This window comes from Brevibacterium sp. LS14, from assembly GCF_012027885.1.
Taxonomy (GTDB): Bacteria; Actinomycetota; Actinomycetes; order Actinomycetales; family Brevibacteriaceae; genus Brevibacterium; species Brevibacterium casei.
This window is the reverse complement of sequence record NZ_SJXG01000060.1, coordinates 428,356-451,165: the sequence shown is the minus strand read 5'-3', so window position 1 is coordinate 451,165 and position 22,810 is coordinate 428,356. Positions and strand designations below refer to the sequence as shown.

The 22,810-nt window shown below is 66.9% G+C and carries 21 protein-coding genes; 10 read left to right on the top strand and 11 right to left on the bottom strand.

What is annotated here, in order from left to right; translation table 11 throughout:
* Window positions 1–17: 17 nt before the first annotated feature.
* Both lpdA and EZE58_RS16535 read right to left on the bottom strand, forming a co-directional pair.
* Window positions 18–1,406 (bottom strand): dihydrolipoyl dehydrogenase, encoded by a 1,389-nt coding sequence (gene lpdA / locus EZE58_RS16540; RefSeq protein ID WP_063250492.1) that lies wholly within the window; start codon window positions 1,404–1,406, stop codon window positions 18–20.
* Window positions 1,407–1,558: 152 nt separating this feature from the next.
* Entirely contained in the window at window positions 1,559–3,043 is a 1,485-nt protein-coding gene (locus tag EZE58_RS16535; protein ID WP_167560992.1) for a leucyl aminopeptidase, read from the bottom strand.
* 109 nt (window positions 3,044–3,152) lie between these two features.
* Between EZE58_RS16535 and EZE58_RS16530 the strand changes: the two genes are divergently transcribed.
* Window positions 3,153–4,256 (top strand): quinone-dependent dihydroorotate dehydrogenase, encoded by a 1,104-nt coding sequence (locus tag EZE58_RS16530; protein ID WP_167560954.1) that lies wholly within the window; start codon window positions 3,153–3,155, stop codon window positions 4,254–4,256.
* Here EZE58_RS16530 and EZE58_RS16525 read toward each other — a convergent pair.
* Window positions 4,231–4,836 carry a DUF3043 domain-containing protein gene (locus tag EZE58_RS16525; RefSeq protein ID WP_009375703.1) on the bottom strand — a complete coding sequence of 202 codons (606 nt, stop codon included), beginning with the start codon at window positions 4,834–4,836 and terminating at the stop codon, window positions 4,231–4,233. The two genes, EZE58_RS16530 and EZE58_RS16525, sit on opposite strands and share 26 nt — an antisense overlap.
* Before the next feature lie 23 nt (window positions 4,837–4,859).
* Here EZE58_RS16525 and EZE58_RS16520 point away from each other — a divergent pair, with 23 nt between their 5' ends.
* The 6 genes from EZE58_RS16520 to EZE58_RS16495 all read left to right on the top strand — a co-directional run bounded on the left by EZE58_RS16520 (window position 4,860) and on the right by EZE58_RS16495 (window position 10,490).
* Window positions 4,860–6,278, top strand: coding sequence for a M20/M25/M40 family metallo-hydrolase (locus EZE58_RS16520; RefSeq protein WP_167560952.1), 1,419 nt, complete (start codon window positions 4,860–4,862; stop codon window positions 6,276–6,278).
* Window positions 6,279–6,369: 91 nt separating this feature from the next.
* Window positions 6,370–6,723, top strand: coding sequence for an iron-sulfur cluster assembly accessory protein (locus EZE58_RS16515; RefSeq protein ID WP_009375707.1), 354 nt, complete (start codon window positions 6,370–6,372; stop codon window positions 6,721–6,723).
* 38 nt (window positions 6,724–6,761) lie between these two features.
* The gene (gene aat, locus EZE58_RS16510) at window positions 6,762–7,415 is read left to right on the top strand and encodes a leucyl/phenylalanyl-tRNA--protein transferase (protein WP_009375709.1); all 654 of its coding nucleotides are present in this window, start codon (window positions 6,762–6,764) and stop codon (window positions 7,413–7,415) included.
* A gap of 110 nt (window positions 7,416–7,525) precedes the next feature.
* A complete protein-coding gene (gene coxB / locus EZE58_RS16505; protein ID WP_040341014.1) occupies window positions 7,526–8,398 on the top strand; it encodes a cytochrome c oxidase subunit II in 873 nt (290 codons plus the stop codon).
* Window positions 8,395–10,092 carry a cytochrome c oxidase subunit I gene (gene ctaD, locus EZE58_RS16500; RefSeq protein ID WP_009375711.1) on the top strand — a complete coding sequence of 566 codons (1,698 nt, stop codon included), beginning with the start codon at window positions 8,395–8,397 and terminating at the stop codon, window positions 10,090–10,092. Before coxB ends, ctaD begins: the two co-directional genes overlap by 4 nt.
* Window positions 10,089–10,490, top strand: a complete 402-nt coding sequence (locus EZE58_RS16495) for a cytochrome c oxidase subunit 4 (protein ID WP_009375713.1) — start codon at window positions 10,089–10,091, stop codon at window positions 10,488–10,490. Before ctaD ends, EZE58_RS16495 begins: the two co-directional genes overlap by 4 nt.
* A 1,054-nt stretch (window positions 10,491–11,544) precedes the next feature.
* Here EZE58_RS16495 and EZE58_RS16490 read toward each other — a convergent pair.
* The 4 genes from EZE58_RS16490 to EZE58_RS16475 are packed head-to-tail and all read right to left on the bottom strand — an operon-like array spanning window position 11,545 to window position 15,671.
* Window positions 11,545–13,170, bottom strand: a complete 1,626-nt coding sequence (locus EZE58_RS16490; RefSeq protein ID WP_009375715.1) for a ubiquinol-cytochrome c reductase cytochrome b subunit — start codon at window positions 13,168–13,170, stop codon at window positions 11,545–11,547.
* The gene (locus EZE58_RS16485) at window positions 13,167–14,210 is read right to left on the bottom strand and encodes a Rieske 2Fe-2S domain-containing protein (protein WP_009375716.1); all 1,044 of its coding nucleotides are present in this window, start codon (window positions 14,208–14,210) and stop codon (window positions 13,167–13,169) included. Before EZE58_RS16485 ends, EZE58_RS16490 begins: the two co-directional genes overlap by 4 nt.
* A 49-nt stretch (window positions 14,211–14,259) precedes the next feature.
* A complete protein-coding gene (locus EZE58_RS16480; RefSeq protein ID WP_040341016.1) occupies window positions 14,260–15,048 on the bottom strand; it encodes a cytochrome c in 789 nt (262 codons plus the stop codon).
* Between the two features lie 53 nt (window positions 15,049–15,101).
* Window positions 15,102–15,671 carry a heme-copper oxidase subunit III gene (locus EZE58_RS16475; RefSeq protein WP_101623775.1) on the bottom strand — a complete coding sequence of 190 codons (570 nt, stop codon included), beginning with the start codon at window positions 15,669–15,671 and terminating at the stop codon, window positions 15,102–15,104.
* Window positions 15,672–15,958: 287 nt separating this feature from the next.
* Between EZE58_RS16475 and trpD the strand changes: the two genes are divergently transcribed.
* Window positions 15,959–17,080, top strand: a complete 1,122-nt coding sequence (gene trpD, locus EZE58_RS16470) for an anthranilate phosphoribosyltransferase (RefSeq protein ID WP_205772313.1) — start codon at window positions 15,959–15,961, stop codon at window positions 17,078–17,080.
* Here the strand turns inward: trpD and EZE58_RS16465 are convergent.
* From EZE58_RS16465 to EZE58_RS16455, 3 genes are read right to left on the bottom strand one after another with little or no spacing between them, the layout of a single operon-like run.
* Complete coding sequence (locus EZE58_RS16465) at window positions 17,048–18,802, bottom strand: DEDD exonuclease domain-containing protein (protein ID WP_167560950.1); 1,755 nt, start codon at window positions 18,800–18,802, stop codon at window positions 17,048–17,050. The genes trpD and EZE58_RS16465 overlap by 33 nt on opposite strands.
* Before the next feature lie 34 nt (window positions 18,803–18,836).
* Entirely contained in the window at window positions 18,837–19,274 is a 438-nt protein-coding gene (locus EZE58_RS16460) for a hypothetical protein (RefSeq protein WP_240941349.1), read from the bottom strand.
* A complete protein-coding gene (locus EZE58_RS16455) occupies window positions 19,267–20,181 on the bottom strand; it encodes an alpha/beta fold hydrolase (RefSeq protein WP_167560948.1) in 915 nt (304 codons plus the stop codon). The genes EZE58_RS16460 and EZE58_RS16455 overlap by 8 nt, the downstream gene beginning before the upstream one ends.
* 116 nt (window positions 20,182–20,297) lie before the next feature.
* Here EZE58_RS16455 and EZE58_RS16450 point away from each other — a divergent pair, with 116 nt between their 5' ends.
* Window positions 20,298–21,041 carry a lysophospholipid acyltransferase family protein gene (locus tag EZE58_RS16450; protein ID WP_167560946.1) on the top strand — a complete coding sequence of 248 codons (744 nt, stop codon included), beginning with the start codon at window positions 20,298–20,300 and terminating at the stop codon, window positions 21,039–21,041.
* Window positions 21,042–21,251: 210 nt separating this feature from the next.
* Window positions 21,252–21,833: a MerR family transcriptional regulator gene (locus EZE58_RS16445; RefSeq protein ID WP_101623769.1), complete on the top strand. Its 582-nt coding sequence runs from the start codon at window positions 21,252–21,254 to the stop codon at window positions 21,831–21,833.
* A gap of 120 nt (window positions 21,834–21,953) precedes the next feature.
* Here the strand turns inward: EZE58_RS16445 and EZE58_RS16440 are convergent, their stop codons facing one another.
* A complete protein-coding gene (locus EZE58_RS16440) occupies window positions 21,954–22,772 on the bottom strand; it encodes a ParA family protein (RefSeq protein WP_009375729.1) in 819 nt (272 codons plus the stop codon).
* Between the last annotated feature and the right edge of the window lie 38 nt (window positions 22,773–22,810).

The window sequence follows — 22,810 nt, the reverse complement described above, 5'->3', positions numbered from 1 at the left end:
TTTCGTCTCCTCGGATCTTATGAGTGGAAGTGCAGGGGCTTGCCGGCCAGCGCGAGGTGCGCCTCGCCGATGGCCTCGTTCTGCGTCGGATGCGCATGGATGAGCTGCGCGACTTCCTCAGGGAAGGCCTCCCAGTTGACGATGAGCTGAGCCTCACCGACCTGCTCGCTGAGGCGGGCGCCGATGCCGAAGATGCCGACGACGGGTCCGTCCTTCTCGCGGATGACCTTGATGAAGCCGGTCGTGTTGAGGATGACCGACTTCCCGTTGCCGCCGAGGTTGTACTCGAGGGTCTCGACGTTGTCCGCCCCGTACTTCTCCTCCGCCTGCTTGGCGGAGAGTCCGACGGAGAAGATCTCCGGCTCACAGTAGGTCACGCGGGGGATGCCCGATTCGATGATCGGCACCGGACCCAGCCCGGCGATCTCCTCGGCGACGAAGATGCCCTGGCCGAACGCACGGTGGGCGAGCTGGAGGCCGGGGACGATGTCGCCGACGGCGTAGATGTTGCCGACTCCGGTGTGGAGGCGCTCATTGGCGAGGACGAATCCGCGGTCCATCGGGATGCCCTGCTCCTCGAAGCCGAAGCCCTCGGTCACCGGGCCGCGGCCCACAGCGACGAGAAGGTATTCGGCTTCGAGCTCGGTGCCGTCCTCGAGCGTGACCTTGACGCCGTCGGCGGTCTCCTCGACGCCCTTGAACATGACGCCGAGCTTGTAGTTGATCTTGCGCTTCTTGAAGGCGCGCTCGAGGGCCTTCGAGATGGACTCGTCCTCGTTGGCGACAAGGTGGGGCAGACCCTCGACGATCGTGACATCCGCGCCGTAGGACTTCCAGACGCTGGCGAATTCGACGCCGATGACGCCTCCGCCGAGGACGATGACCGACTTCGGCACGGTGTCGAGCTCGAGCGCCTCGGTGCTCGTGAGCACCCGGTCGGTGACGTCGAGGCCGAGCGTCTTCGACGTCGACCCGGTCGAGAGCAGAATGTTCTTGCCGGTCAGGGTGTACGTCTCATCGGCGCCCTTGACCTCGACCTGGTCCTTGCCGACGAGCTTGCCGTCACCGAGGTAGGTGTCGATGCCGCGGGCCTTGATGAGTCCCTGGAGGCCCTTGTAGTTGCGGTTGATGACGTTCGTCTTGTACTCGAGCACCTTGTCGATGTCGATGCCCTTGAACTCGGCGTCGACACCGAACGTCTCGGACTCCTTGGCCGAGTCGGCGACCTCAGCAGTGTGGAGGAGTGCCTTCGTCGGCACACATCCGCGGTGCAGACACGTTCCGCCCACCTTGTCGCGTTCGATCAGAGCGACCTTCATGTCGAGCTCTGCCGCGCGCAGAGCCGCGGCATAGCCGCCGGTTCCGCCGCCGAGGACGACTAGGTCGTAGGTCAATGAGTCACTCACGGATTACTCCTCGTAGCTGTGGTCAAGCCTGCCTCAGGCAGCTATCCCTCTTATCTTTCCACTTTTCTTCTCAGGCGCGAAAGCACACACTGTCTGTTCCGCCACAGGTGGGGAGCATCACTCCCGGCGCGACGGGGTGCGGAAGGCCCTGATCAGTCGGCGCTGCGGGCGAGCTGCACGAGAGTGCGCACTGCGGCACCGGTGGCCGCGACCGGGGTGTAGCCGAACGCAGAACCGGTGTTGAAGCTCGGACCGGCGATGTCGATGTGCGCCCACGCGGTGTCGTCTCCGACGAACTCGCGGAGGAACGCCGCGGCGGCGAGCATGCCGCCGGGGCGGGGACCGGAGTTCTTGAGGTCGGCTGCCGTCGAGTCGAAGCCTGCGAGCATCTCCTCGGGGATCGGCATCGGCCAGATGTCCTCTCCGGCGATCTTCGCCTGCTCACTCACCTTCTCCCGCACCGCCTCGTCGCCCATGACACCGGAGGTCCGGTTGCCCAGCGCGACGATCTGGGCGCCGGTCAGCGTCGCGACGTCGATGAGGAGGTCGGGGTTCTCCGCGTCGGCGTCGGTGAGGGCGTCGGCGAGGACGAGGCGGCCCTCGGCGTCGGTGTTCGTCACCTCGACGGTCTTGCCGCTGCGCATGGTGAGCACATCGGAGGGACGCTGCGCCGAGGATCCGGGCATGTTCTCCGCCAGCGGCAGCCACGCGGTGGCCTTGACGGGCAGGCCTAGGTCGGCGATCGCGAAGACGGCTTCGACGACGGCGGCGGCACCGGCCATGTCGGACTTCATGTCCTCCATGCTCGCGGCGGGCTTGAGGGAGAGTCCCCCGGAGTCGAAGGTGATGCCCTTGCCGACGAAGCTGAGGTGGCGGCGGGCACCCTTCGGGCTGTACTCGACCTTGACCAGGCGCGGTCCCCGCGTCGAGCCCTGTCCGACGCCGATGAGTCCGCCGTAGCCGCCCGCGGCGAGTTCCTTCTCACCGAGGACCGAGACCTTGACCTTCCGGGACTTCGCCTGGTCCTTGACCGTCTGGGCGAACGATTCGGGGTAGAGGTCGAGCGGGGGAGTGTTGACGAGGTCGCGGGCACGGTTGGTCGCCTCGGCGATGACGACGCCGGCGGCGTGGGCGCGGGAGAACGCCTTGCCCTTGGGGCCGAGGACCGTGACGGGACCCGGGACGGTGTCGTCGTCGCCGGTGCGGTAGGTGAGGAAGCGGTAGGCGCCGAGTCCGGCACCGACGGTCACGGCCTCGACATCCTCGGCGGAGGCGACCGGCAGCGCGAGCGCGATCGACGATGCCCCGCTCAGGGCCCGCAGCGCGGAGCCGGCGGCGCAGCGCAGGGTCTCACGGTCGGCGGTGTCGTCATCGGACTTCGCGGGGTCGAAGGATCCGAGGCCGACGAGGAGGACGCTGCCGGCGGCCACGCCCTTGGGGGAGGGGATGCGCACGGTCGCCCCGGCCTTGCCGGTGAACTCGATCGCCTTCGCGGCGTCGTTGAGCGCGGTGGTGGCGGCCTTGGCGGAGTCGAGTCCGCGCACCTTGCCGTCGGCCACGCCGAGGACGAGCACGGCATCGCCGGCCTTGGTCGGATTCGTCGAAGAGTAGCTGGAGGGGGTGGAGGCACCGGGCATGTGTTCCCTTTCTTCGTCTGCGGGCATTGCCTTCGATCCTAGTCCCATATTCCCCGCCGAGGTGGACGTGCCCGCCGATGCGATGTGCGACTGCCCTATTGTTGGGGGCGTGTATCGACTCATCTTCACTCTGATCTTCAAACCCATGGACGCCGAGCGCGCTCACCATCTCTCCTTCACCGCACTGCGCGTCCTCGATCGGATCCCCGGTCTCGGCAGGCTCCTGCGGGTCGTCTTCGCCCGGGGGACGCAGCAGCCCGCCGAGGTGCTCGGCCTCCCGTTCCCCAACCGGGTGGGCCTCGCGGCCGGCTTCGACAAGAACGGGGTCGGCGTCCGTGCGCTCTCCGCGCTCGGCTTCGGGCACATCGAGGTCGGTACGATCACCGCGCACGCACAGCCGGGCAACGAGCGCCCGCGCCTGTTCCGGCTGCTGCGCTCCCGCGCGCTGCTCAACCGGATGGGATTCAACAACGACGGGGCCCGGCAGGCCTCGTTCAACATCACCCGGCAGCGGAAGGCGCTCGCTGCGCTGCCGGCGGCGAAGCGTCCGATCATCGGGATCAACATCGGCAAGACGAAGGTCGTCCCCGCCGAGGACGCGGTCGCCGACTACGTCGCCTCGACGCGGGAGCTCGCACCTCTGGCCGACTACCTCGTCATCAACGTCAGCTCCCCGAATACCCCGGGCCTGCGCGACCTCCAGTCGGTGTCCGCCCTCGAACCGATCATCACCGCGGTGCGGGAGACGGCCGCCGAAGTCGTCGCCGCCCCGCGCTCAGCACTCGGCCATGTGCCCCTGCTCGTCAAGATCGCCCCCGACCTCAGCGATGAGGACGTCGTCGACATCTGCGATCTCGCCGCACGGGCAGGCGCCGACGGGCTCATCGTCACGAACACGACGATCGACCGGACTGTCCTCACCGGGAGTGACGCCGCGTTCGCGCGCAGGGAGGCCGGCGGGATCTCCGGCAGGCCGCTGGCCGCGCGCTCGCTCGAGGTGCTCCGCCTCGTCGCGGCCACCGTCGGCGATGAGCTCACGATCGTCTCGGTCGGGGGCCTCGGCGACGGACGGGACGTCTCCGCACGGCTGGCCGCGGGAGCCGATCTCGTGCAGGTCTACTCGGAGATGGTCTACTCGGGTCCCTTCTGGCCCGGACGGATCATCCGCGGTCAGGGGACCCGTCTGCTCACTCGGGGTACTGGCGGCGCTTGACCTGCGGCTTGGGCATGCGCAGCGGCCGGAGCTGGACGCTGCGCATGACCGCGTAGAACGGGATGCCGCGCTCGACGGTGCCGAACTTCGCCCGCAGGCGTCCCTTGAGGATGTAGTTGAGGACGAAGCCGTCGAGGATGACGAGAGCGAGCAGACCCCACACGGCGTAGGTGAAGTACTGCTGGATCGCCACCGGCTGGGTGAAGGCGACGACGAGGATGAGGATCGCCGCCGGGATGAAGAGCTCGCCGATCGAGAAGCGGGCGTCGACGTAGTCGCGGACGTACCGGCGCTGGGGCCCGCGGTCGCGGCGGGTGAGGTACTTCTCCTCACCGTTCATCATCCCGATGCGGGCACGGTCGCGCTCCTTGCGCTGCTGTTCCTTCGCCCGCTGATTCGCGACCTTGCGGTCCTTCGAGACCAGGGGCTGGCGGCGCACGGCCTCCTGCTGGCTTCTCTTGGGAGTCGGGCGGCCCTTCTTCGCCTCGGCATCACGAGGTGACGCCTCCGCTGCGGTGGAGTCGTCGTCGGTCTTGGGGGAGGAGTCGTTGTCCTCGTGAGTCTTCTTGCTTCCGAACACGGAATGAATACTACCGTTGGAGCATGAGTGATTCGACTTCCGCGCCTGATGCCGCCCACCTCCACGCCCGTGTCGACGAGATCTTCGACGACGTCCTCGACCAGCTGAGCGACCTCGTCGCGATCCCCTCGGTGGCGTGGCCGAGCTTCGACCCGTCCCAGGTCACCGCCAGCGCCGAGGCTGTCGCCGCCCTCGCCCGCGATCTCGGTCTCGACGTCGAGATCCTCACCGCGGACACCGAGGACGGCGGGCAGGGATATCCCGCGGTCGTCGCCTCGGCTCCGGCTCCCGCCGGTGCGCCCACCGTCCTCCTCTACGCCCACCACGACGTCCAGCCTCCCGGCAGGGCCGAGGCGTGGGAGACCGACCCCTTCGTCGCGACCCGGAAGGGGGACCGGCTCTACGGCCGCGGTGCCGCCGACGACAAGGCAGGGATCATGGTCCACCTCACGGCTCTGCGGCTGCTCGCCGACCGCCTCGGCGTCGGAGTCCGGCTCTTCATCGAAGGTGAGGAGGAGGCGGGCAGCCCGAGCTTCCGGAACTTCCTCGACCGCTACCGGGACAAGCTCGCCGCCGATGTCATCGTCGTCGCCGACTCGGGGAACTGGGCGGCCGGGGTGCCCGCGCTGACGACGAGCCTGCGCGGGATGTGCGCCGTCGAGTTCGAGGTCGCCACCCTCGATCATGCGGTGCATTCGGGCATGTACGGGGGAGTGGTCCCCGATGCGATGCTCGCGATGACGAAGGTGCTCTCGAGCCTCCACGACGACAACGGCTCCGTCGCCGTCGCCGGACTCGCCTCCACCTCGGAGACGGACATCGACTACGAGGAGTCCACGGTGCGCGAGGACTCCGGCGTGCTGCCGGGCACCGACCTCATCGGAACGGGAACGCTGGCCTCCCGGCTGTGGGCCCAGCCCTCGATCACCGTCATCGGCCTCGACATCCCCGATGTCGACGTCTCCTCGAACACCCTGCAGCCGAGTCTGCGGGCCAAGCTCTCCATCCGCCTCGCCCCAGGCGACACGCCTGAGAACGCGGTGGCGGCGGTGACGAGGCACTTGGAGGAGAACCTCCCGTTCGGGGCGAGTCTGAAGATCGGTGCGACCGAGGGAGGCAGCCCGTGGCAGGCCGACCTCAGCGACCCCGTCGTCCAGGTCGCCCGTGACGCGCTCACCGAGGCGTGGGGGAGGGAGTCGGCGACGATGGGCCTGGGCGGTTCGATCCCCTTCATCGCCGACCTCCTCGAGGTGTTCCCCCAGGCCTCGATCCTCGTCACCGGCGTCGAAGACCCGGACGCGCGGGCGCACAGCGCGAACGAATCCCTCTACCTGCCCGACTTCAAGGCCGCGATCGTCGCCGAGGCTCTGCTCCTCGACGCCCTCGGGCGCAGGGACGCGGCAGGCAGCGCAACAGGCGGCGCCGAGCCCGCGGAGGCCTGAGCGGACAAACGTGACACGATGGGAATAGCCCGTGCCCGCCGCACGTTGAACGCGGTGTAGCCTTGGGCCCAAGACCACATGAGGAGTAGCAATGACAGCGACGAACGAAGCCACCGCCACGCACGAGGTCGAGCTCTCGGGCACGGCTGCGGACAAGGTCCGCAGCCTGCTGCAGCAGGAGGGACGCGATGACCTGCGTCTGCGTGTGGCCGTGCAGCCCGGCGGCTGCTCGGGGCTCATCTACCAGCTCTACTTCGATGAGCGCTTCCTCGACGGCGATGCCGTCCGCGATTTCGACGGCGTCGAGGTCATCGTCGACCGGATGAGCGTTCCCTACCTCAACGGATCGACCATCGACTTCTCCGACACCATCGAGAAGCAGGGCTTCACGATCGACAACCCCAACGCCGGCGGATCGTGCGCATGCGGCGACTCGTTCCACTGAGTCAGCCCACGATCTGACGATCGTCTGAGCACAGCGACATGGACCTGGAGGATCTGCGCGCCGTCACTGCGACGGCGACGGAGCCCCAGGTCCTTTCCGCGTATCGGGCCGGTCTCTTCCCCATGGGGATCGGTCGCGGGGGCACAGGTCGCATGGGGTGGTGGGCGCCGCGCCGCCGCGGTGTGCTCCTGCCCGGCGACCTGCGGGTGAGCAAGAGCCTGCGGAAGTCGATGCGCCGCTTCGACTACAGCGTCGACGGCGCCTTCGACGAGGTCATCCGCGCATGCGCCGACCCGTCCCGGACGGGGACGTGGATCACGCGCGAGATCATCGATCTCTACACGGGCCTCCACGAGGACGGCTGGGCCCATTCCGTCGAGGTCTGGGCCGAGGACCGCCTCGTCGGGGGCCTCTACGGGGTCGCGATCGGTTCGCTCTTCGCGGGGGAGTCGATGTTCCACCGCGAGACCGACGCATCGAAGGCCGCGCTCGTCCACCTCGTCGGACTCCTCGACGAGGGTGCGGATACGGGTGTGACCTTGGCCGATGAGGACGAATGGCTCATCGACACACAGTGGCAGACGCCACATCTGGAAAGCCTCGGCGTGTCGGAGATCAGCGGTCTCGAGTACGCCGCGCGGCTTGATTCCGCGCTCCGGGGCAATCGCGCTCAGCCAATTCTCAACAAATGAACATCTGCATGTGAATTTCTACCGTGTGTAGCGGTAGTCTGGTAGATGACAAAGTACGAGTTCGTCCTTCGGCATGCCGAAAGGCGAAAGATGGTTGTGAAAGGCTGCACGTGGATTCTCCGAATCAGTCAGGGCCGCGACGGTCCTGGGCGAAGCGGCTCGGCATTCTGGGCGCGGTGACTCTGCCGGCGCTCCTCTCCGGATGCACGAAAGAGCAGATTGCCAACGGATTCTTCCCACTCGAATCGAAGGGTGCGACCAACCACACGGAGGCCTACACCGCCCTGTGGAACGGAGCGTGGATCGCTTCGATGATCGTCGGCCTCATCGTGTGGGGCCTCATCCTCTGGGCGATCGTGGCCTACCGCCGCCGCAAGAACGATCGCGGCCTGCCGGTGCAGATGCGCTACAGCATGCCGATCGAGATCCTGTTCACGGTGACGCCGGTCATCCTCGTGCTCGGATTCTTCTTCCAGAACGTCCAGGTGATGGCGAAGACCACCGATGACCGGACTCCCGGCGAGCAGGTCATCGAGGTTGCAGCCAAGCAGTGGGCGTGGGACTTCAACTACGTCAATCAGGACGTCTACTACGCGGGCACGCAGGTCAACCTCGACGGCACCGAGAAGCCGGGCGAGAACGCCCCGACCCTCTACCTGCCCGTCAACACGGATCTCGAGATCAAGCTCCATTCGCGTGACGTCATCCACTCCTTCTGGGTTCCCGCCTTCCTTGAGAAGCGCGACATGATCCCCGGCCACGACCAGAGCCTGTTCCTGCGTGCCGAGAAGGAAGGCGAGTACGTCGGCAAGTGCGCCGAGCTCTGCGGTGAGTACCACTCGGAGATGCTCTTCAACGTCAAGGTCGTCTCCAAGGCCGAGTTCGAGGAGTACACGCAGTCGCTCGCGGATCAGGGCAACACCGGTCAGCTCGGGCCCGAATACGATCGCAACTGGTACCCGAAAGAAGGTGCTCAAGAATGACCGCTACGACAGACAGAGCGGCTCTTGACGCTCCGGTCGTTCCCCGGAGCAAGGGCAAGATCATCGTCGACTGGATCACGTCGACGGACCACAAGACCATCGGGTACATGTACCTGATCGGCTCGTTCTTCTTCTTCTGCGTCGGCGGCGTGATGGCGCTGATCATCCGCCTCGAGCTCTTTGAGCCCGGCATGCAGATCATCGAGACGAAGGAACAGTACAACCAGCTGTTCACGATGCACGGCACGCTCATGCTGCTGATGTTCGCGACTCCGCTCTTCGCCGGCTTCGCCAACGTCATCATGCCGCTGCAGATCGGCGCCCCGGACGTCGCGTTCCCCAGGCTCAACGCCTTCGCGTTCTGGCTCTACCTCTTCGGCAGCCTCATCGCGCTCTCGGGCTTCCTCACCCCGCAGGGTGCGGCCGCGTTCGGCTGGACGGCGTATGCGCCGCTGAGCAACACGACGTTCACCCCTGGTGCCGGCGGCAACCTCTGGGTCCTCGGACTCGCGCTGCAGGGCTTCGGCACGATCCTCGGCTCGGTCAACTTCATCACGACGATCATCACGATGCGTGCTCCGGGCATGACGATGTTCCGCATGCCGATCTTCAGCTGGAACGTCCTCATCACGGGCATCCTCGTCCTCATGGCCTTCCAGCCTCTGGCTGCGGCACTGCTCGTCCTCGCCTCCGACCGCATCCTCGGCTCGCATGTCTTCAGTCCAGGAAACGGCGGACCGATCCTCTGGCAGCACCTGTTCTGGTTCTTCGGACATCCGGAGGTCTACGTCATCGCCCTGCCGTTCTTCGGCATCATCACGGAGATCATCCCGGTCTTCAGCCGCAAGCCGGTGTTCGGATACAAGGAGCTCGTGTTCGCGACGATCTCGATCGCCGCTCTGTCCGTGACCGTGTGGGCTCACCACATGTACGTCACCGGTGTGGTGGCGCTGCCGTTCTTCGCCTTCATGACGATGCTCATCGCGATTCCGACAGGCGTGAAGTTCTTCAACTGGATCGGCACGATGTGGCGCGGCTCGATCACGTTCGAGACGCCCATGGTGTGGGCCATCGGCTTCCTCGTGACCTTCCTCTTCGGCGGTCTCACGGGAGTCATCCTCGCCAGCCCGGCCCTCGACCAGTCGGTCTCCGACTCGTACTTCGTCGTCGCCCACTTCCACTACGTCGTCTTCGGCACGGTCGTGTTCGCGATGTTCGCCGGATTCTACTTCTGGTGGCCGAAGTGGACCGGTCGGATGCTCAACGAGAAGCTCGGACACATCCACTTCTGGATCCTCTTCATCGGCTTCCACGGCACCTTCCTCGTCCAGCACTGGCTCGGCGTCGACGGCATGCCCCGCCGCTACGCGGACTACCTGCCGCAGGACGGCTTCACGTGGATGAACCAGGTCTCGACCGTCGGTTCGCTCATCCTCGGCCTGTCGATGGTGCCATTCTTCTGGAACGTGTGGATCACATCGCGCAAGGCGCCGAAGGTCACCGTCGACGATCCGTGGGGCTACGGTGGATCGCTCGAGTGGGCCACCTCGTGCCCGCCCCCGCGACACAACTTCACCTCGCTGCCGCGGATCCGTTCGGAGCGCCCGGCATTCGACGTCAACCATCCTGAGCTTCTGGAATACGCCGGCCACGGCCACGCCGAACCTCAGCTCGCCGGAGGTACCGCCAAGTGAAAGCATCGATCAACGTCTTCATCTACTGTGGTCTGTTCTTCATGGCCATGGGAGTCGTCTACGGATTCGTGACGCACTTCAACGAGCTCGTCGGCTTTCCGGCGCTGCTGCTCGTCGGAGTCATGTCGATCATGATCGGCGTCTACCTGTGGCTGACCGACCGTCGTGTCGGCCGCCAGCCGCAGGACAACGACGTCGCGGAGATCTCCGACGCCGACGCCGACTACGGCTTCTTCAGCCCGTGGAGCTGGTGGCCGATCGTCTGTGCCGCCGCCGGTGCCGTCTCCTTCTACGGCATCGCGATGGGCTGGTGGATCTTCCCGTTCGGTGCGGTGCTCGGCGTGGTTGCCCTCGTCGGCATCTCGTACGAGCACGATCGCGGCGGGTTCGCCCACTGATCGCAGGTCTCTGATCGCGCAGGCGAGGGCCCGGACTCTTCAGGAGTCCGGGCCCTCCCGCATTCACGCTTGCGCCGGTGTCGGACGGGTTGCCGCGTTGCGGCACCTCAACGCCGATCCCGCGCCGCCGCGTCGCGACACGACAACGCCGCAACGCACCCGGAGCGGCATAACCGCGCGGAAGCACCGCACAACGCCCACGCAGCGGCGTCAAGGCAGAGGTGCTCGTGTCTGCGCCGGGCTCCATCCCGCACACGTATCGCAAAAACCCACCCGTAGCGCCGTAACGCACTTGGAGCACCACAACGCCCCTGAAGCGGTAAACCCTCGCTGTAGCACCGCACGACGCCCACGTAGCGGCAAATCATCCCCGTGCAACGGTAGGACGTAGCGCGGAGGGTGCGGGTTGCACGCCGGAGCGCTCGGCGACTCGATAGTGGGGGCACGCAACGGACCTGCTGTCACAGTCTGCCTTTCACAGACGCGGAGGGGCGCACAGCCGAGCCGGGGGAGCGCAGCGGCGCCGGCTAAGAGTTGCTCGCGTCTGCCCGGCACAATCCCGCACACGGAGCGCTGGAAGGCACCTGCAGCGTCCTAACGCCCATGTACCGCGACGACTGTCAACGGCGCACCCGTAGCGCCGCAACGCACTTGGAGCGCCACAACGCCGCTGAAGCGGTAAACCCCCGGCGAAGCACCGCACGACGCCCACGTAGCGGCAAATCATCCCCGTGCAGACGTAGGACGTAGCGCTGAGGGTGCGGCGTGCTCGGAGAGGCGTTTCGAGCACGAGTGCAGGCCGCGCTCGACATCAAGACGAGGCGAGCAGGCCACGCCCAGCGCACACTTGGCGACCGGATCGGCATGCTCGAGGCGACACTCTCCGGCCGTCGACGCACAGTAACTGGGGACAGGCTCGCGCCCGAGCGGGGCACACCCCTGCGGATACGAAAAGCAGCCACCGCACGGCGCGCCACAGACACGACAAGGGCCCAGCACATAGCGTGCTGGGCCCTCTCGGTGCCGGTCGACGATCAGCCGACCGCCGGCGCGATCAGTGGCTGAGCGACTTCGGATCCGAGCCTTCGACGGCCTCGTGGTCGTGATGCGAGGCTTCGAGCTCGGTCTTCGTCACCGGCGCGACCCGGTCTTCGAAGAAGAACTTCGACAGGCGGGCGCGGAACTTCTCGAGCGCGGTCACCTTGCCCTCAGCGTTCGGCTGCGGCGGAATGTAGTGCGGCGATTCGAACGCGGTGAGCTTCCACAGCTTGTTCGGCGGGAGCGCCTCATGGCGCTCGAGGAACTCGCCGTGGGGCAGACGGATGATGTTCGCCGTCTCACGTCCGTGCAGCGCGACCTCACGGTCCTTGCGCTGGAGTGCGAGACACATGCGCTTCGTGACGATGTAGCCGATGATCGGTCCGAGGAAGAAGAGCGCACGGAAGATGTAGATCATGTCGTTGAGCGACATCTGGAAGAACACGGCGATGATGTCACCCGACGCCGCCGCCCACAGGTTGCAGTAGAAGATGATGCCTGCCACACCGATGGCGGTGCGTGTGGGGTTGTTGCGCGGACGGTCGAGGATGTGGTGCTCGCGGTTGTCCTTGAGCAGCCAGGCCTCGAAGAACGGGTAGACGAACATCGCCGCGAACACACCGCCGAGGACGATGACCGAGCTGTTGATGTTGAACGAGATCGGCCAGCCGGCGATGTAGAACTCGAACCAGCCCGGAACGATGCGGAGGAAGCCGTCCGCCCAGCCGATGTACCAGTCCGGCTGGGTGCCGGCGGAGACGGGGGAGGGATCGTAGGGCCCGTAGTTCCAGATCGGGTTGATCGTGAACAGCGCCGAGATCACGGAGATGACACCGAAGATGAGGAAGAAGAACCCTCCGCCCTTCGCTGCGAAGGTCGGGAGCACGGGCTCGCCGACGACGTTCTTCTCGGTGTGGCCGGCGCCCGGCCACTGCGTGTGCTTGTGGACGACGACGAACATCAGGTGGATGCCGATGAGCGCGATGAGCAGGGCGGGGACGATCATGATGTGGAGCGTGTAGAGACGCGACACGATGTCGATGCCTGGGAACTCGCCGCCGAAGACGAAGAACGAGATATACGTTCCGACCAGCGGCAGGGACTTGAGGATGCCGTCGATGATGCGCAGGCCGTTGCCCGAGAGCAGGTCGTCGGGCAGCGAGTAGCCGGTGAAGCCGGCGGCCATGGCAAGGATGACGAGGAAGACGCCGACGACCCAGTTGAGTTCGCGGGGCTTCCGGAACGCACCGGTGAAGAACACGCGCAGCATGTGGAGGCTCAGCGCCGCCACGAAGAGCAGAGCGCCCCAGTGGTGCATCTGCCGGATGAAGAGTCCGCCGCGGATCTCGAACGAGATCTCGAGCGTGGAGTTGTAGGCCTCGGAGATCTCGACTCCGCGCAGCGGAACCCACGGACCTTCGTAGTGGAGCTCACCCATCGCAGGGTGGAAGAAGAACGTGAGGAAGGTGCCCGAGAGCACGACGATGACGAAGCTGTAGAGGGCGACCTCGCCGAGCATGAAGGACCAGTGCGAGGGGAAGATCTTGCGTCCGAACTCGCGAACGAGCTTGGAGGCCCCGACGCGGGATTCGGTGAAGTCCGCCAGCTTCCCGACAGGTGTGGTGGGCTGTGAAGTACTCATGGGTGGTTGATCTCCCAGAACGTAGGTCCGACGGGCTCAGGGAAGTCCGACTGCGCGACCAGGTAGCCTTCGCTGTCCACGGTGATGGGCAGCTGGGGCAGCGGGCGCTTCGCCGGGCCGAAGATGACCTTGCAGTGCTCGGTCACGTCGAACGTCGACTGGTGGCACGGGCAGAGCAGGTGATGGGTCTGGTGCTCGTACAGCGCCACGGGGCAGCCGACGTGCGTGCAGATCTTCGAGTACGCGACGATGCCGTCGTACGACCAGTCGGCGCGAGCAGGATCCTCTTTGAGCTCCTTGGGATCGATGCGCATGAGGAGGACGGCGGCCTTCGCCTTCTCGTCGAGCGCATGACCCTCGTTCGTGTCATCGCCGATGCCGGAGGGAAGGACATGGAAAGCCGAACCGATCGTGACGTCCTCAGCCTTGATCGGACGCTCCGAATCAGGGGAGGGGATGCCGCCCGGGTCGCGGATGAGTCGCACACCCTCGCCCCACAGGGTCTTGAACAGCGCATCGCCCGGAAGCGGACCGAGGTCGCGGAAGACGAGGATCGCCGGCAGGGGTGCGATCGCGAGAGCGGCGATGAGCGTGTTGCGCAGAAGCGGACGACGGGCGATGCCCGACTCCTCCTTGGCCTGGTGGAGGATCTCGAGCGCGATCGCCTGATCCTCTTCGCTGCCGTTGATGTCATGGCGCTCATCGATGCCCTCATGATCGCTCATGAGGTTCTTCGCCCAGAGCACCGCGCCGGCACCGAGGCTGAACATCGCCACGGCCGCACCGAGTCCCACCATCATGGTGTGGATGCGGATGCTCTCCATCGACTCTCCCAGCGGGAAGAGGAAGTACGCGACGATGAACCAGATCGTGCCGATCATCGAAGCGATGAACCACAGCGCCACCTGGCGCTCGGCGACCTTCTGGGCACGCGGGTCGGCGTCGGTCAGTCGCGGCTTGTGCTCAGGCAGGCCAGGGTTGGTGAACCCGTTCAGCTCCTCGAGCTGGCTGCCGCCGCCGGAGTGCTCTTTCGAGGTCATGAATTTCCCCGTCTAATCTCGTGATGGTAGGTGAACGACAACTGCGGACTCACTTCGCCCTCGAGGAGAGCCATACGGTGATGCCGATGACTGCGGCGAGTCCGAAGAACCAGATGAAGAGGCCCTCAGCCACTGGTCCCAGGGATCCGAGCTTGAATCCGCCGGGGGAGGGGTTCTCCGACACTTCCCGGATGTACGAGATGATGTCTCGCTTGTCCTCGGGAGTGAGGTTCGCGTCGTTGAAGATGGGCATGTTCTGAGGTCCGGTCTGCATCGCCTCGTAGAGGTGCTTGGGCGAGACCTCGGACAGGTTCGGCGCGTACTTGCCGCGGGTGAGCGCACCGCCGGCGCCGACGACGTTGTGGCACATCGCGCAGTTCGTGCGGAAGAGCCCGCCGCCGGCGGCGGGGTCACCCTTCGCAGGATCGAGGTACTGCTCCTCCGGGATCGCCGGTCCCGGTCCGAGCGAGGCGACGTAGGCCGCGAGCTGCGCGGTCTGCTCGTCGTTGAACTGCGGTTCCTTGACGCGGGCCTGCGGTCCGTTCGCCTGCAGCGGCATACGACCCGTGCCGACCTGGAAGTCGACCGCTGCCGCACCGACGCCGATGAGTCCGGGTCCGGCCTTCGTGCCCTCGGCATTGAGGCCGTGGCATGTCGCGCAGTTCGCGGCGAAGAGCTTCTTGCCCTCTTCGATGTCGGAGGCGCTGGCCGTCGTTGAGGCATTCGCGCTCGAGGTCTGGGTGAAGAGTGCGTACGCTCCGCCGGTCAGCAGCAGGCCCACGAGGAGGAGCACGACGAGTGCCATCGGGTGCCTGCGGCGATCTGCTAATAGCTTCACGTGATGGTCCTTTGCTTGGAGTTTCGAGTGTCCGACCGAATGCTCGGTGCCGGCTACTGGAGGAGGTAGATGACGCCGAAGAGGCCGATCCAGACGACGTCGACGAAGTGCCAGTAGTAGGACACGCAGATCGCGAAGGTCGCCTCATGGTGCCCGAACTTCTTCGCCCCGTACGCACGTCCGATGACGAGCAGGAAGCAGATGAGTCCGATGGTCACGTGGAGACCGTGGAAGCCGGTGGTGAGGTAGAAGACGGAGCCGTACCCGTCGGTGTTGATGGCCACACCCTCGCGAACGAGCTCTGCATACTCCATGACCTGGCCCGACACGAAGACCGCGCCGAGGAGGAACGTCAGATAGAACCATTCGACCATGCCCCATTTGGCGATGTTGAACAGCGAGCCGGTCCGCCGTGGGCGGAACCTCTCGGCAGCGAACACGCCCATCTGGCAGGTGAAGGACGACGACACCAGGATGATGGTGTTGCCGAGTGCGAACGGAACGTTCAGCATCTCGGTGCGCGTCTCCCACAGACCCGGCACGACGGATCGGATGGTGAAGTACATGGCGAAGAGCGCGGCGAAGAACATCAGGTCGCTTGCGAGGAACACGATGAAGCCCACCGTGGTCACATTCGGGCGATTGACTACCGGATGTGCTGGCGCTGTCTGGGATGCAGTGGCAGTTGACACCCCACCATTATTACCCGTCTCGGGGTGAGTTTTCACCTTTTACCCAGGTTTCAGAGGAGAAATTTCTACACGGTGTAGCGAAAACCGCGGATTGGTGCCGCAATCTCGTTCCGGTGTGACGTCCACCCCGCGTGTCGAGAACGCGATAGGATGCCGCAGGTAAGCTCCGCCTCCTGTCCGGAGGCGGTGGATGTCCCCTGTTTGGAGAGCCCTCTGCGATGACGGAACAGCCGCGTACGACAGCTCCGGAGACACCTGTCTCCGGGACCGGATCGACACGGGAAGCCGGCATCGCGGACTGGCCCGATCTCCTCATGAAGCTCATGCACGGTCAGGACCTCGACGAGGCGGAGGCCTCGTGGGCGATGGATCAGATCATGTCCGGCGAGGTCCCCGATGTGACGATGGCCGCATTCCTCGCCGCCCATCACACGAAGGGCGAGACCGTCGCCGAGATCGCCGGACTCGTCTCGGCGATGATGGACCACGCCGTACCGCTGCCGGGCCTCGAGGACTCCGTCGACATCGTCGGCACCGGCGGCGACCGGGCGAAGACGGCGAACATCTCCTCGACCGCGGCGATGATCATCGCCGCGACCGGCCAGCGGGTCGTCAAGCACGGCAACCGCGCGACCTCCTCGGCGTCGGGGTCGGCCGACGTCCTCGAGGCCCTCGGCGTCCGTTTCGACATCACCCCTGAGCAGACCGGCCAGGTCGGCGCCGAGGTGGGTCTGGCCTTCTGCTTCGCCAACGTCTTCCATCCCTCGATGCAGTTCGTCGCCGCGGTGCGCAGGCAGATCAGCGTGCCCACGGCCTTCAACATCCTCGGACCGCTGACCAACCCGGCCCGCGCCCGACACACGGCGATCGGCGTCGCCGATGCGCAGATGGCGCCGCTCGTCGTCGGCACCTTGGCCAAGCGCGGGCATCAGGCCGTCGTCTTCCGCTCCCGCGACGGTCTCGACGAACTGAGCAACACCGACGTCAACGACGTGTGGGAGGTCAGGCACGGTGAGGTCGAGCACACGACGTTCGACGCCCTCGACCTCGGGTTCGAGAGAGTGACGAAGGACGCGCTGCGCGGCGGCGGGCCGCAGGAGAACGCCGCGATCATGCGCTCCGTGCTCGCCGGTGAGGCGTCGGCGGTGCGCGACATCGTCCTCATCAACTCGGCTGCGGCCCTCGTCGCCGCCGACGAGGTCGCCGCCGGTTCGTTCACCGAACGGCTCGCGGCGAAGCTGACGATCGCCGAGGAGACCGTCGATGCCGGGCTCGGCGCCGCGAAGCTCGATCAGCTCGTCGAGGTCTCAACCCGCATCGCCGAGGCGAACGGCTCCTGAGGCGGTCGCGTGATGGTTCGCGCCGGCGGCCGGCATCGCCCACCCGCCGCTCGAGCGCCACGCGACCGCGGTCTCGAGCCAGTGCGCGAGCATCCGCGTCTCCTCCGGCAGCGCATCGGCGGCGGAGGGGAAGGGTCCCGGCGCCGGCACCCACTCCGCGGTCGATGACAACGCTGTGAACGCCTCGGCGAGTCCGGCTGTGCTCGCCCGGTGTGCCGCTGCGGCGAGTTTGCCGTGGCGGACGACGACGAGGTCGATCCCGCCCTCAGGGGCCGGAGACCATGACTGGATCTCTGCGACGGCGGCCAGCCCGGCCACGGTCTCGGCGCGCGCTGCGGTGAGCAGGGCCGCCCGCATGCCGTCACGGACCTCGGCGGCGGTCTCGTACCGCGCCTCGGAGGCGAGCCGGGCCATCCGCGCTCCGCTGTGCTCGCGCAGGGTCGAGAGATCTCCACCGAGGACGGCACGGAGACCGGAGATGAGCTCGGCGTACTCCGCCGGGTCGCTCACCCCCGCGCACGGACCCCCGCACTGACCGACCTGGGCGCTCACACACGCACGGTGGTCGGCCGCCGTCACAGCCGTCACCTTCGCGGTGCAGCGTTTGACGGGATAGAGGGTCTCGAGGAGCTCCTTGACGGCCTGGGCGGTCTTGCGGGAGCGGAACGGGCCCAACGGCGGAGCGGGCGAGCGTTCGAGGGCGGAGACGGCCCGGGCGACGGAGAGCCGAGGGAAGGTCTCGTCGCTGAGGACGACCCACGCGTTTCGCTCCGGGTTCTTCGACCTCCGGTTGTACGGGGGCGCGAGTTCGCCGATGAGCCTGACCTCCCGGACCTCGGCTTCGAGGACGTGGGCGCACGGCAGGCACGAGACCTCCTGGGCGGCGGTGACCATCTCGGCCATCCGGCCGCGGTTCTCCGAGGCGTTGAAGTACCCGCGCACGCGCCGGGCCATATTGCCCGACTTGCCGATGTAGAGCACTCTGCGGGTGCCGTCGAGGAACATGTACACCCCGGGCTCGGCGGGCACGCCCTTGGCGAGATGGGATTTCGCCTGCCGCTTCGCCCACCCGGACTGGCGGACCGTGGCGAGCTCCTCGAGCGTCGTGATCCCGTACCCGCCGAAGCGCTCGAGGAGACGGTGGAGGACCTCGCCGGTCGCCCGCGCATCGGAGAGCGCACGGTGGTCGGGTTCGACCACCGTGCCGAAGTGCGCGGCCAGGGTCCCGAGCTTGTGGTTGCGGACCTCGTCCCGGCCGAGCACCCGCCGGGAGAGGGTGACGGTGTCGAGGACCTGCGGCTGCGGCCAGTGGTAGTCGAGGCGTTCGCACGCCGAACGGAGGAAGCCGATGTCGAACGGGGCGTTGTGGGCGACGAGGACCGCTCCGACGGCGAATTCGAGGAAGCTCGGCAGCACGGAGCGGATCGAGGGCGCGTCGTCGACCATCGCGTGGGTGATGCCGGTGAGCCGGGAGACGAATGGGGAGATGACCGAATGCTCGGGTTTGACCAGCGACTGGAACTCCCCGATGACCTCGCCGCCGCGCAGCTTGACCGCGCCGATCTCCGTGATCTCCGAGGTGCCCGAATGGGTGCCGGTCGTCTCGAGGTCGACGACGACGAAGGTGACCTCATAGAGGGGAGTGCCGATGTCGGCGAACGAGAGCTGGGTGCGCTCGAGTCCGTGCGGGGCGCGGTCGAAGGGCGTGGCCGGTGACGACATGCCTAGAAGTGTGCCATCCGGTGCTGACGCGGACTCACACCGACGACCCGTTGTCGCCGCCCTCGGTGCGCGAGCGGGTGGGCAGGTGGAAGAAGAGTCCGACGGCGCCTCCGATGCCGACGGCGAGTCCGACGAGGAGGAACCACGTCGGCAAGGGACGGAAGAGGACCACCCCGACGATGAGGAGGACGACCGCGCCGAGGGTCGCTGCGATGGAGAGCATGAACGTCGGCGGCGCTGTGCGCCAGCCGATCGGGGCAGCCGGCTCCGGCTCCCAGCGTTCGGTCTCCTCGAGCCTCTCCCGGATCTCCTCGACCGGCATCTCGCTCATCGGAGCATCGGGTTCGGAGATCCGGGCCACGAGGTCGTCCCAGTGGCTGTCGCTGATGCGCGACGAGTCGCCGATCCGTTCGGATTCGGGCACGTGGTCGCGCCAGTCCTCGCGCTCGTCGTCTCCGTTCATGTCATTCATCAGCAATCCCCGGCGCGGGTCTATTCCCTTCCCCTCCCGCCGAGGCGGCCGAGACCCCTCCCGCCGAGGCGGCCGAGACCCCTCCCGCCGAGGCGGCCGAGACCCCTCCCGCCGAGGCGGTCGAACCTTCCCCCGCCGAGGCGGTCCGCACGGTGGTCCCGCGGGCGGCAGTCGCGACCGCCTCGGCGATGACCTCGGCGTCGAAGTCGAGGGTGGCCACGTGGCGGGATCGGCGCAGGGCGATGATCTCGGGAGCCTCGGGCAGCCGGGAGCGGAGCACGCGGAGGCTGCGCGGACCCACGACGTTGTCCTGACCGGAGACGAGGACCGTCACGGGAGAGGTGATCTCCCAGAGGTCGGTGCGCAGGCCGGTGAGCGCCGAAGCGAGCGAGGCGACCGCCGCGACCGGAGTCCGGTCCCCGGCGTACTCGTCGCGTCCCGGGTGGGCGATGTCGTTGCCGATCGCCGCGACCGTCGGCACGATCCGGGAGAGGACCGGCAGCAGCGGGGCGAGCGGGGAGTCGACGTAGAGCGCCGGGTTGACGACGACGATCGCATCAGGCGGCTTCGGAAGCGTGCCGAGGGCGAGGCTGAGCGCCCCGCCCATCGAGAGCCCGGCGACGACGACGTGCTCATGGTCGGCCTGCAGTGACCGCAGCTCCGCCTCGGCGGCGGCGAACCAGTCCGACCACGACGTGGCGGCGAGATCCCGCCAGGTCGTACCGTGGCCGGGCAGCAGGGGGACGCTGACGCTGAGGTCGTCGGCGGCCAGGGCGCGGGCGATCGGATGCCACGCCGCCGGGGAGCCGGTGATGCCGTGGAGGAAGAGGACGGCGACGTCGGCGCGAGGCGACACGGACGAGTACGCGGCCCGCGGAGCAGGCAGCGGTGCGAAGTCGATCTCCATGCTCCCAGCATCCCACGAACACAGCATTCGGGCATCGTCGGCGGCGGTCCTCGCCGTCGGAAGTTGGATATATGATGACCGGGGACGACAAAGCGTCGTGACATGGAAGGGTGCACGTGTTCTACTGGTTTCTCAAGCGGGTCCTGGCCGGACCCATCCTGCGGATCCTCTTCCGTCCGTGGGTGCGGGGGCTGGACAACCTGCCGCAGGACGGGCCGGCGATCATCGCCGGCAACCACATGCACTTCATGGACTCGATCTTCGTCCCCCTGCTTGCGCCCCGCCCCGTCGTCTACCTCGCGAAGAAGGACTACTTCACCGGTCGCGGCATCAAGGGAGCGGTGACGCGCTGGTTCTTCAAGCTCAACAATCAGCTCCCGATGGACCGCGGCGGCGGCTCCGGCTCGCAGGCCTCGCTCGAGGCCGGACTCAAGGTCCTGCGCGAAGGCAATTCGCTGGGCATCTATCCGGAGGGCACCCGGTCTCCCGACGGCAAGCTCTACCGCGGCCGCACCGGCATCGCCCGCCTCGTCCTCGAATCCGGGGCCCCGGTCATCCCGGTGGCGATCATCGGCACCGACAAGATCCAGCCGGCCGGCCGTCTCATTCCGAATTTCCGACGCGTCGGCGTCGTCTTCGGTTCGCCCATGGACTTCTCCAAGTACGAGGGGCTGCCCGTCGACCGGTTCCTCCTCCGGTCGATCACCGACGAGATCATGTACGAGATCATGCGCCTGTCCGGCCAGGAGTACGTCGACACCTACGCCTCGACCGTGAAGACGAAGCTGCTCACCTCCGCGAAGCCGAAGAAGCCCGCCGAGGAGGCCGACGAGGGCCCTGCCCCCGAACCGGCGAACTGAGCCGACGCGCGGCTCGCGGTGTTCGAATACTCCCATAACGGCGACACGCGCAAATCGTTACCTTGGGGTGTTTGTCCCTCCGAGTCCGGCACAATAGTTTGGAGTTGTTGAATCCCACTGTAGGTTCGCTGCGAAGAGCGGTAGAATGGCTTCATTCTCTGCCCGACCACGCGACCTCACTTCCCCCAGGGACTATAAGGAGGAGTCGGTGTGAACCGCTCAAGTCACGAAAGCGTCGAGTCGACGCCCTTGCCGTCCGCGGCACAGGGGCTCCTGTTCGACGACGACCTGCCCGTCCTCGATGAGGAGGCCGGCTACCGCGGTCCGACCGTGTGCAAGGTCGTCGGCATCACCTACCGTCGACTCGACTACTGGGCGCGCACCGACCTCGTCACCCCCTCGATCCGCAACGCCACCGGCTCGGGCAGCCAGCGCCTCTACAGCTTCCGCGACATCCTCGTCCTCAAGATCGTCAAGCGCCTCCTCGACACCGGCGTCGGGCTGCAGTCGATCCGCACCGCCGTCGACCACCTCCGTTCCCGCGGCGTCGAGGACCTCTCCCAGATCACTCTGATGTCCGATGGTGCCAGCGTCTTCGAATGCACGTCCCCCGACGAGGTCGTCGATCTCCTCCAGGGTGGGCAGGGCGTCTTCGGCATCGCCGTCGGCCGCGTGTGGAACGAGGTCGAGGGCAGCCTCTCCGAACTGCCGAGCGAACGCCTCCCCGAAGACGACTCGACGCTCTTCGCCATGGACGAACTCGCGCAGCGCCGCGCACAGAAGCTCGGCTGAGGTCGACTCAGACCTCTTCGTCCGAACAGTCCCACAGAGTGAGGGCCCCATCCGATCGGATGGGGCCCTCACTGTTGTCTCAGATCCGGTTGCCTCAGGTCCGGCGTGCGCAGCGCCGGCTCACGACGACTGCTTCGCCGCCTTGCGTCCACGGATGTTCTCCGAGCGCAGGGCGCGCTCGAGCAGCGCATCGAACGAGGAGGCGACCTCCTCGGCGGGCTTGCCCGGCCACGAGTGGATAGGTCGGGCGGATCCCTGGGCCTGCTGCATGACTGCGCGTTCGGCCAGCGGGGGATTGAGGACGAGGGGACCGAACATCTCCCGCATCTCCTGGATCCGGTAGTCGTGCTCGGTCGAGCCTGCACGGACGCGGTTGACGACGAGGCCGAGCGGCTGGATCTGCGAGGTGCCGCGCTGCCGCAGCTCGTCGGCGGCGCGCAGGGCGCGATCGGCGGCGGCGACGGAGAAGAGGCTGGGCTCGGTGACGACGGCGACACGGCTGCTCGCCGTCCACGCGGTCCGGGTGAGCCCGTTGAGGCTCGGCGGGCAGTCGATGAGGATGAGCCGGTAGCCCTTGGCGATCCGACTGAGCGCGTCCTCGAGCCGACGCAGGTAGCGTTCGGACAGTGAGGGACGGTCGAACTCGGCGGCCCGGGGCGAGCCGGAGATGACGTCGAGGTGGCCCTTCGTCTCGCCGACCCAGCCGGAGGGGATGATCGCCTCGGAGAGGATCTTCTGCGACTTCGGCGCCGCGAGGACATCGGCGATGTCGACCTTCGTCGAGGTCGGCACATCGAGGCCCGTCGACGAATCGGCCTGCGGATCCATGTCGACGACGAGCGTCGGGATGCCGCGGTTGTAGGCCGCCGAAGCGAGACCGAGGGTCACCGACGTCTTGCCGACGCCGCCTTTGAGACTGCTGATACTGAGGACAAGCACCCTCCTACGGTAACGTATCCGGTCCTGCGCGGCAGGCC

What these genes read in the sequence shown, in the direction of transcription:
- EZE58_RS16455 (WP_167560948.1), bottom strand. Translation starts at nt 20,181, where the DNA reads ATGGAGATCGACTTCGCACCGCTGCCTGCTCCGCGGGCCGCGTACTCG.
- EZE58_RS16485 (WP_009375716.1), bottom strand. Translation starts at nt 14,210, where the DNA reads ATGACCTCGAAAGAGCACTCCGGCGGCGGCAGCCAGCTCGAGGAGCTG.
- EZE58_RS16465 (WP_167560950.1), bottom strand. Translation starts at nt 18,802, where the DNA reads ATGTCGTCACCGGCCACGCCCTTCGACCGCGCCCCGCACGGACTCGAG.
- EZE58_RS16490 (WP_009375715.1), bottom strand. Translation starts at nt 13,170, where the DNA reads ATGAGTACTTCACAGCCCACCACACCTGTCGGGAAGCTGGCGGACTTC.
- trpD (WP_205772313.1), top strand. Translation starts at nt 15,959, where the DNA reads ATGACGGAACAGCCGCGTACGACAGCTCCGGAGACACCTGTCTCCGGG.
- EZE58_RS16460 (WP_240941349.1), bottom strand. Translation starts at nt 19,274, where the DNA reads ATGAATGACATGAACGGAGACGACGAGCGCGAGGACTGGCGCGACCAC.
- aat (WP_009375709.1), top strand. Translation starts at nt 6,762, where the DNA reads ATGGACCTGGAGGATCTGCGCGCCGTCACTGCGACGGCGACGGAGCCC.
- EZE58_RS16515 (WP_009375707.1), top strand. Translation starts at nt 6,370, where the DNA reads ATGACAGCGACGAACGAAGCCACCGCCACGCACGAGGTCGAGCTCTCG.
- EZE58_RS16535 (WP_167560992.1), bottom strand. Translation starts at nt 3,043, where the DNA reads ATGCCCGGTGCCTCCACCCCCTCCAGCTACTCTTCGACGAATCCGACC.
- EZE58_RS16520 (WP_167560952.1), top strand. Translation starts at nt 4,860, where the DNA reads ATGAGTGATTCGACTTCCGCGCCTGATGCCGCCCACCTCCACGCCCGT.
- ctaD (WP_009375711.1), top strand. Translation starts at nt 8,395, where the DNA reads ATGACCGCTACGACAGACAGAGCGGCTCTTGACGCTCCGGTCGTTCCC.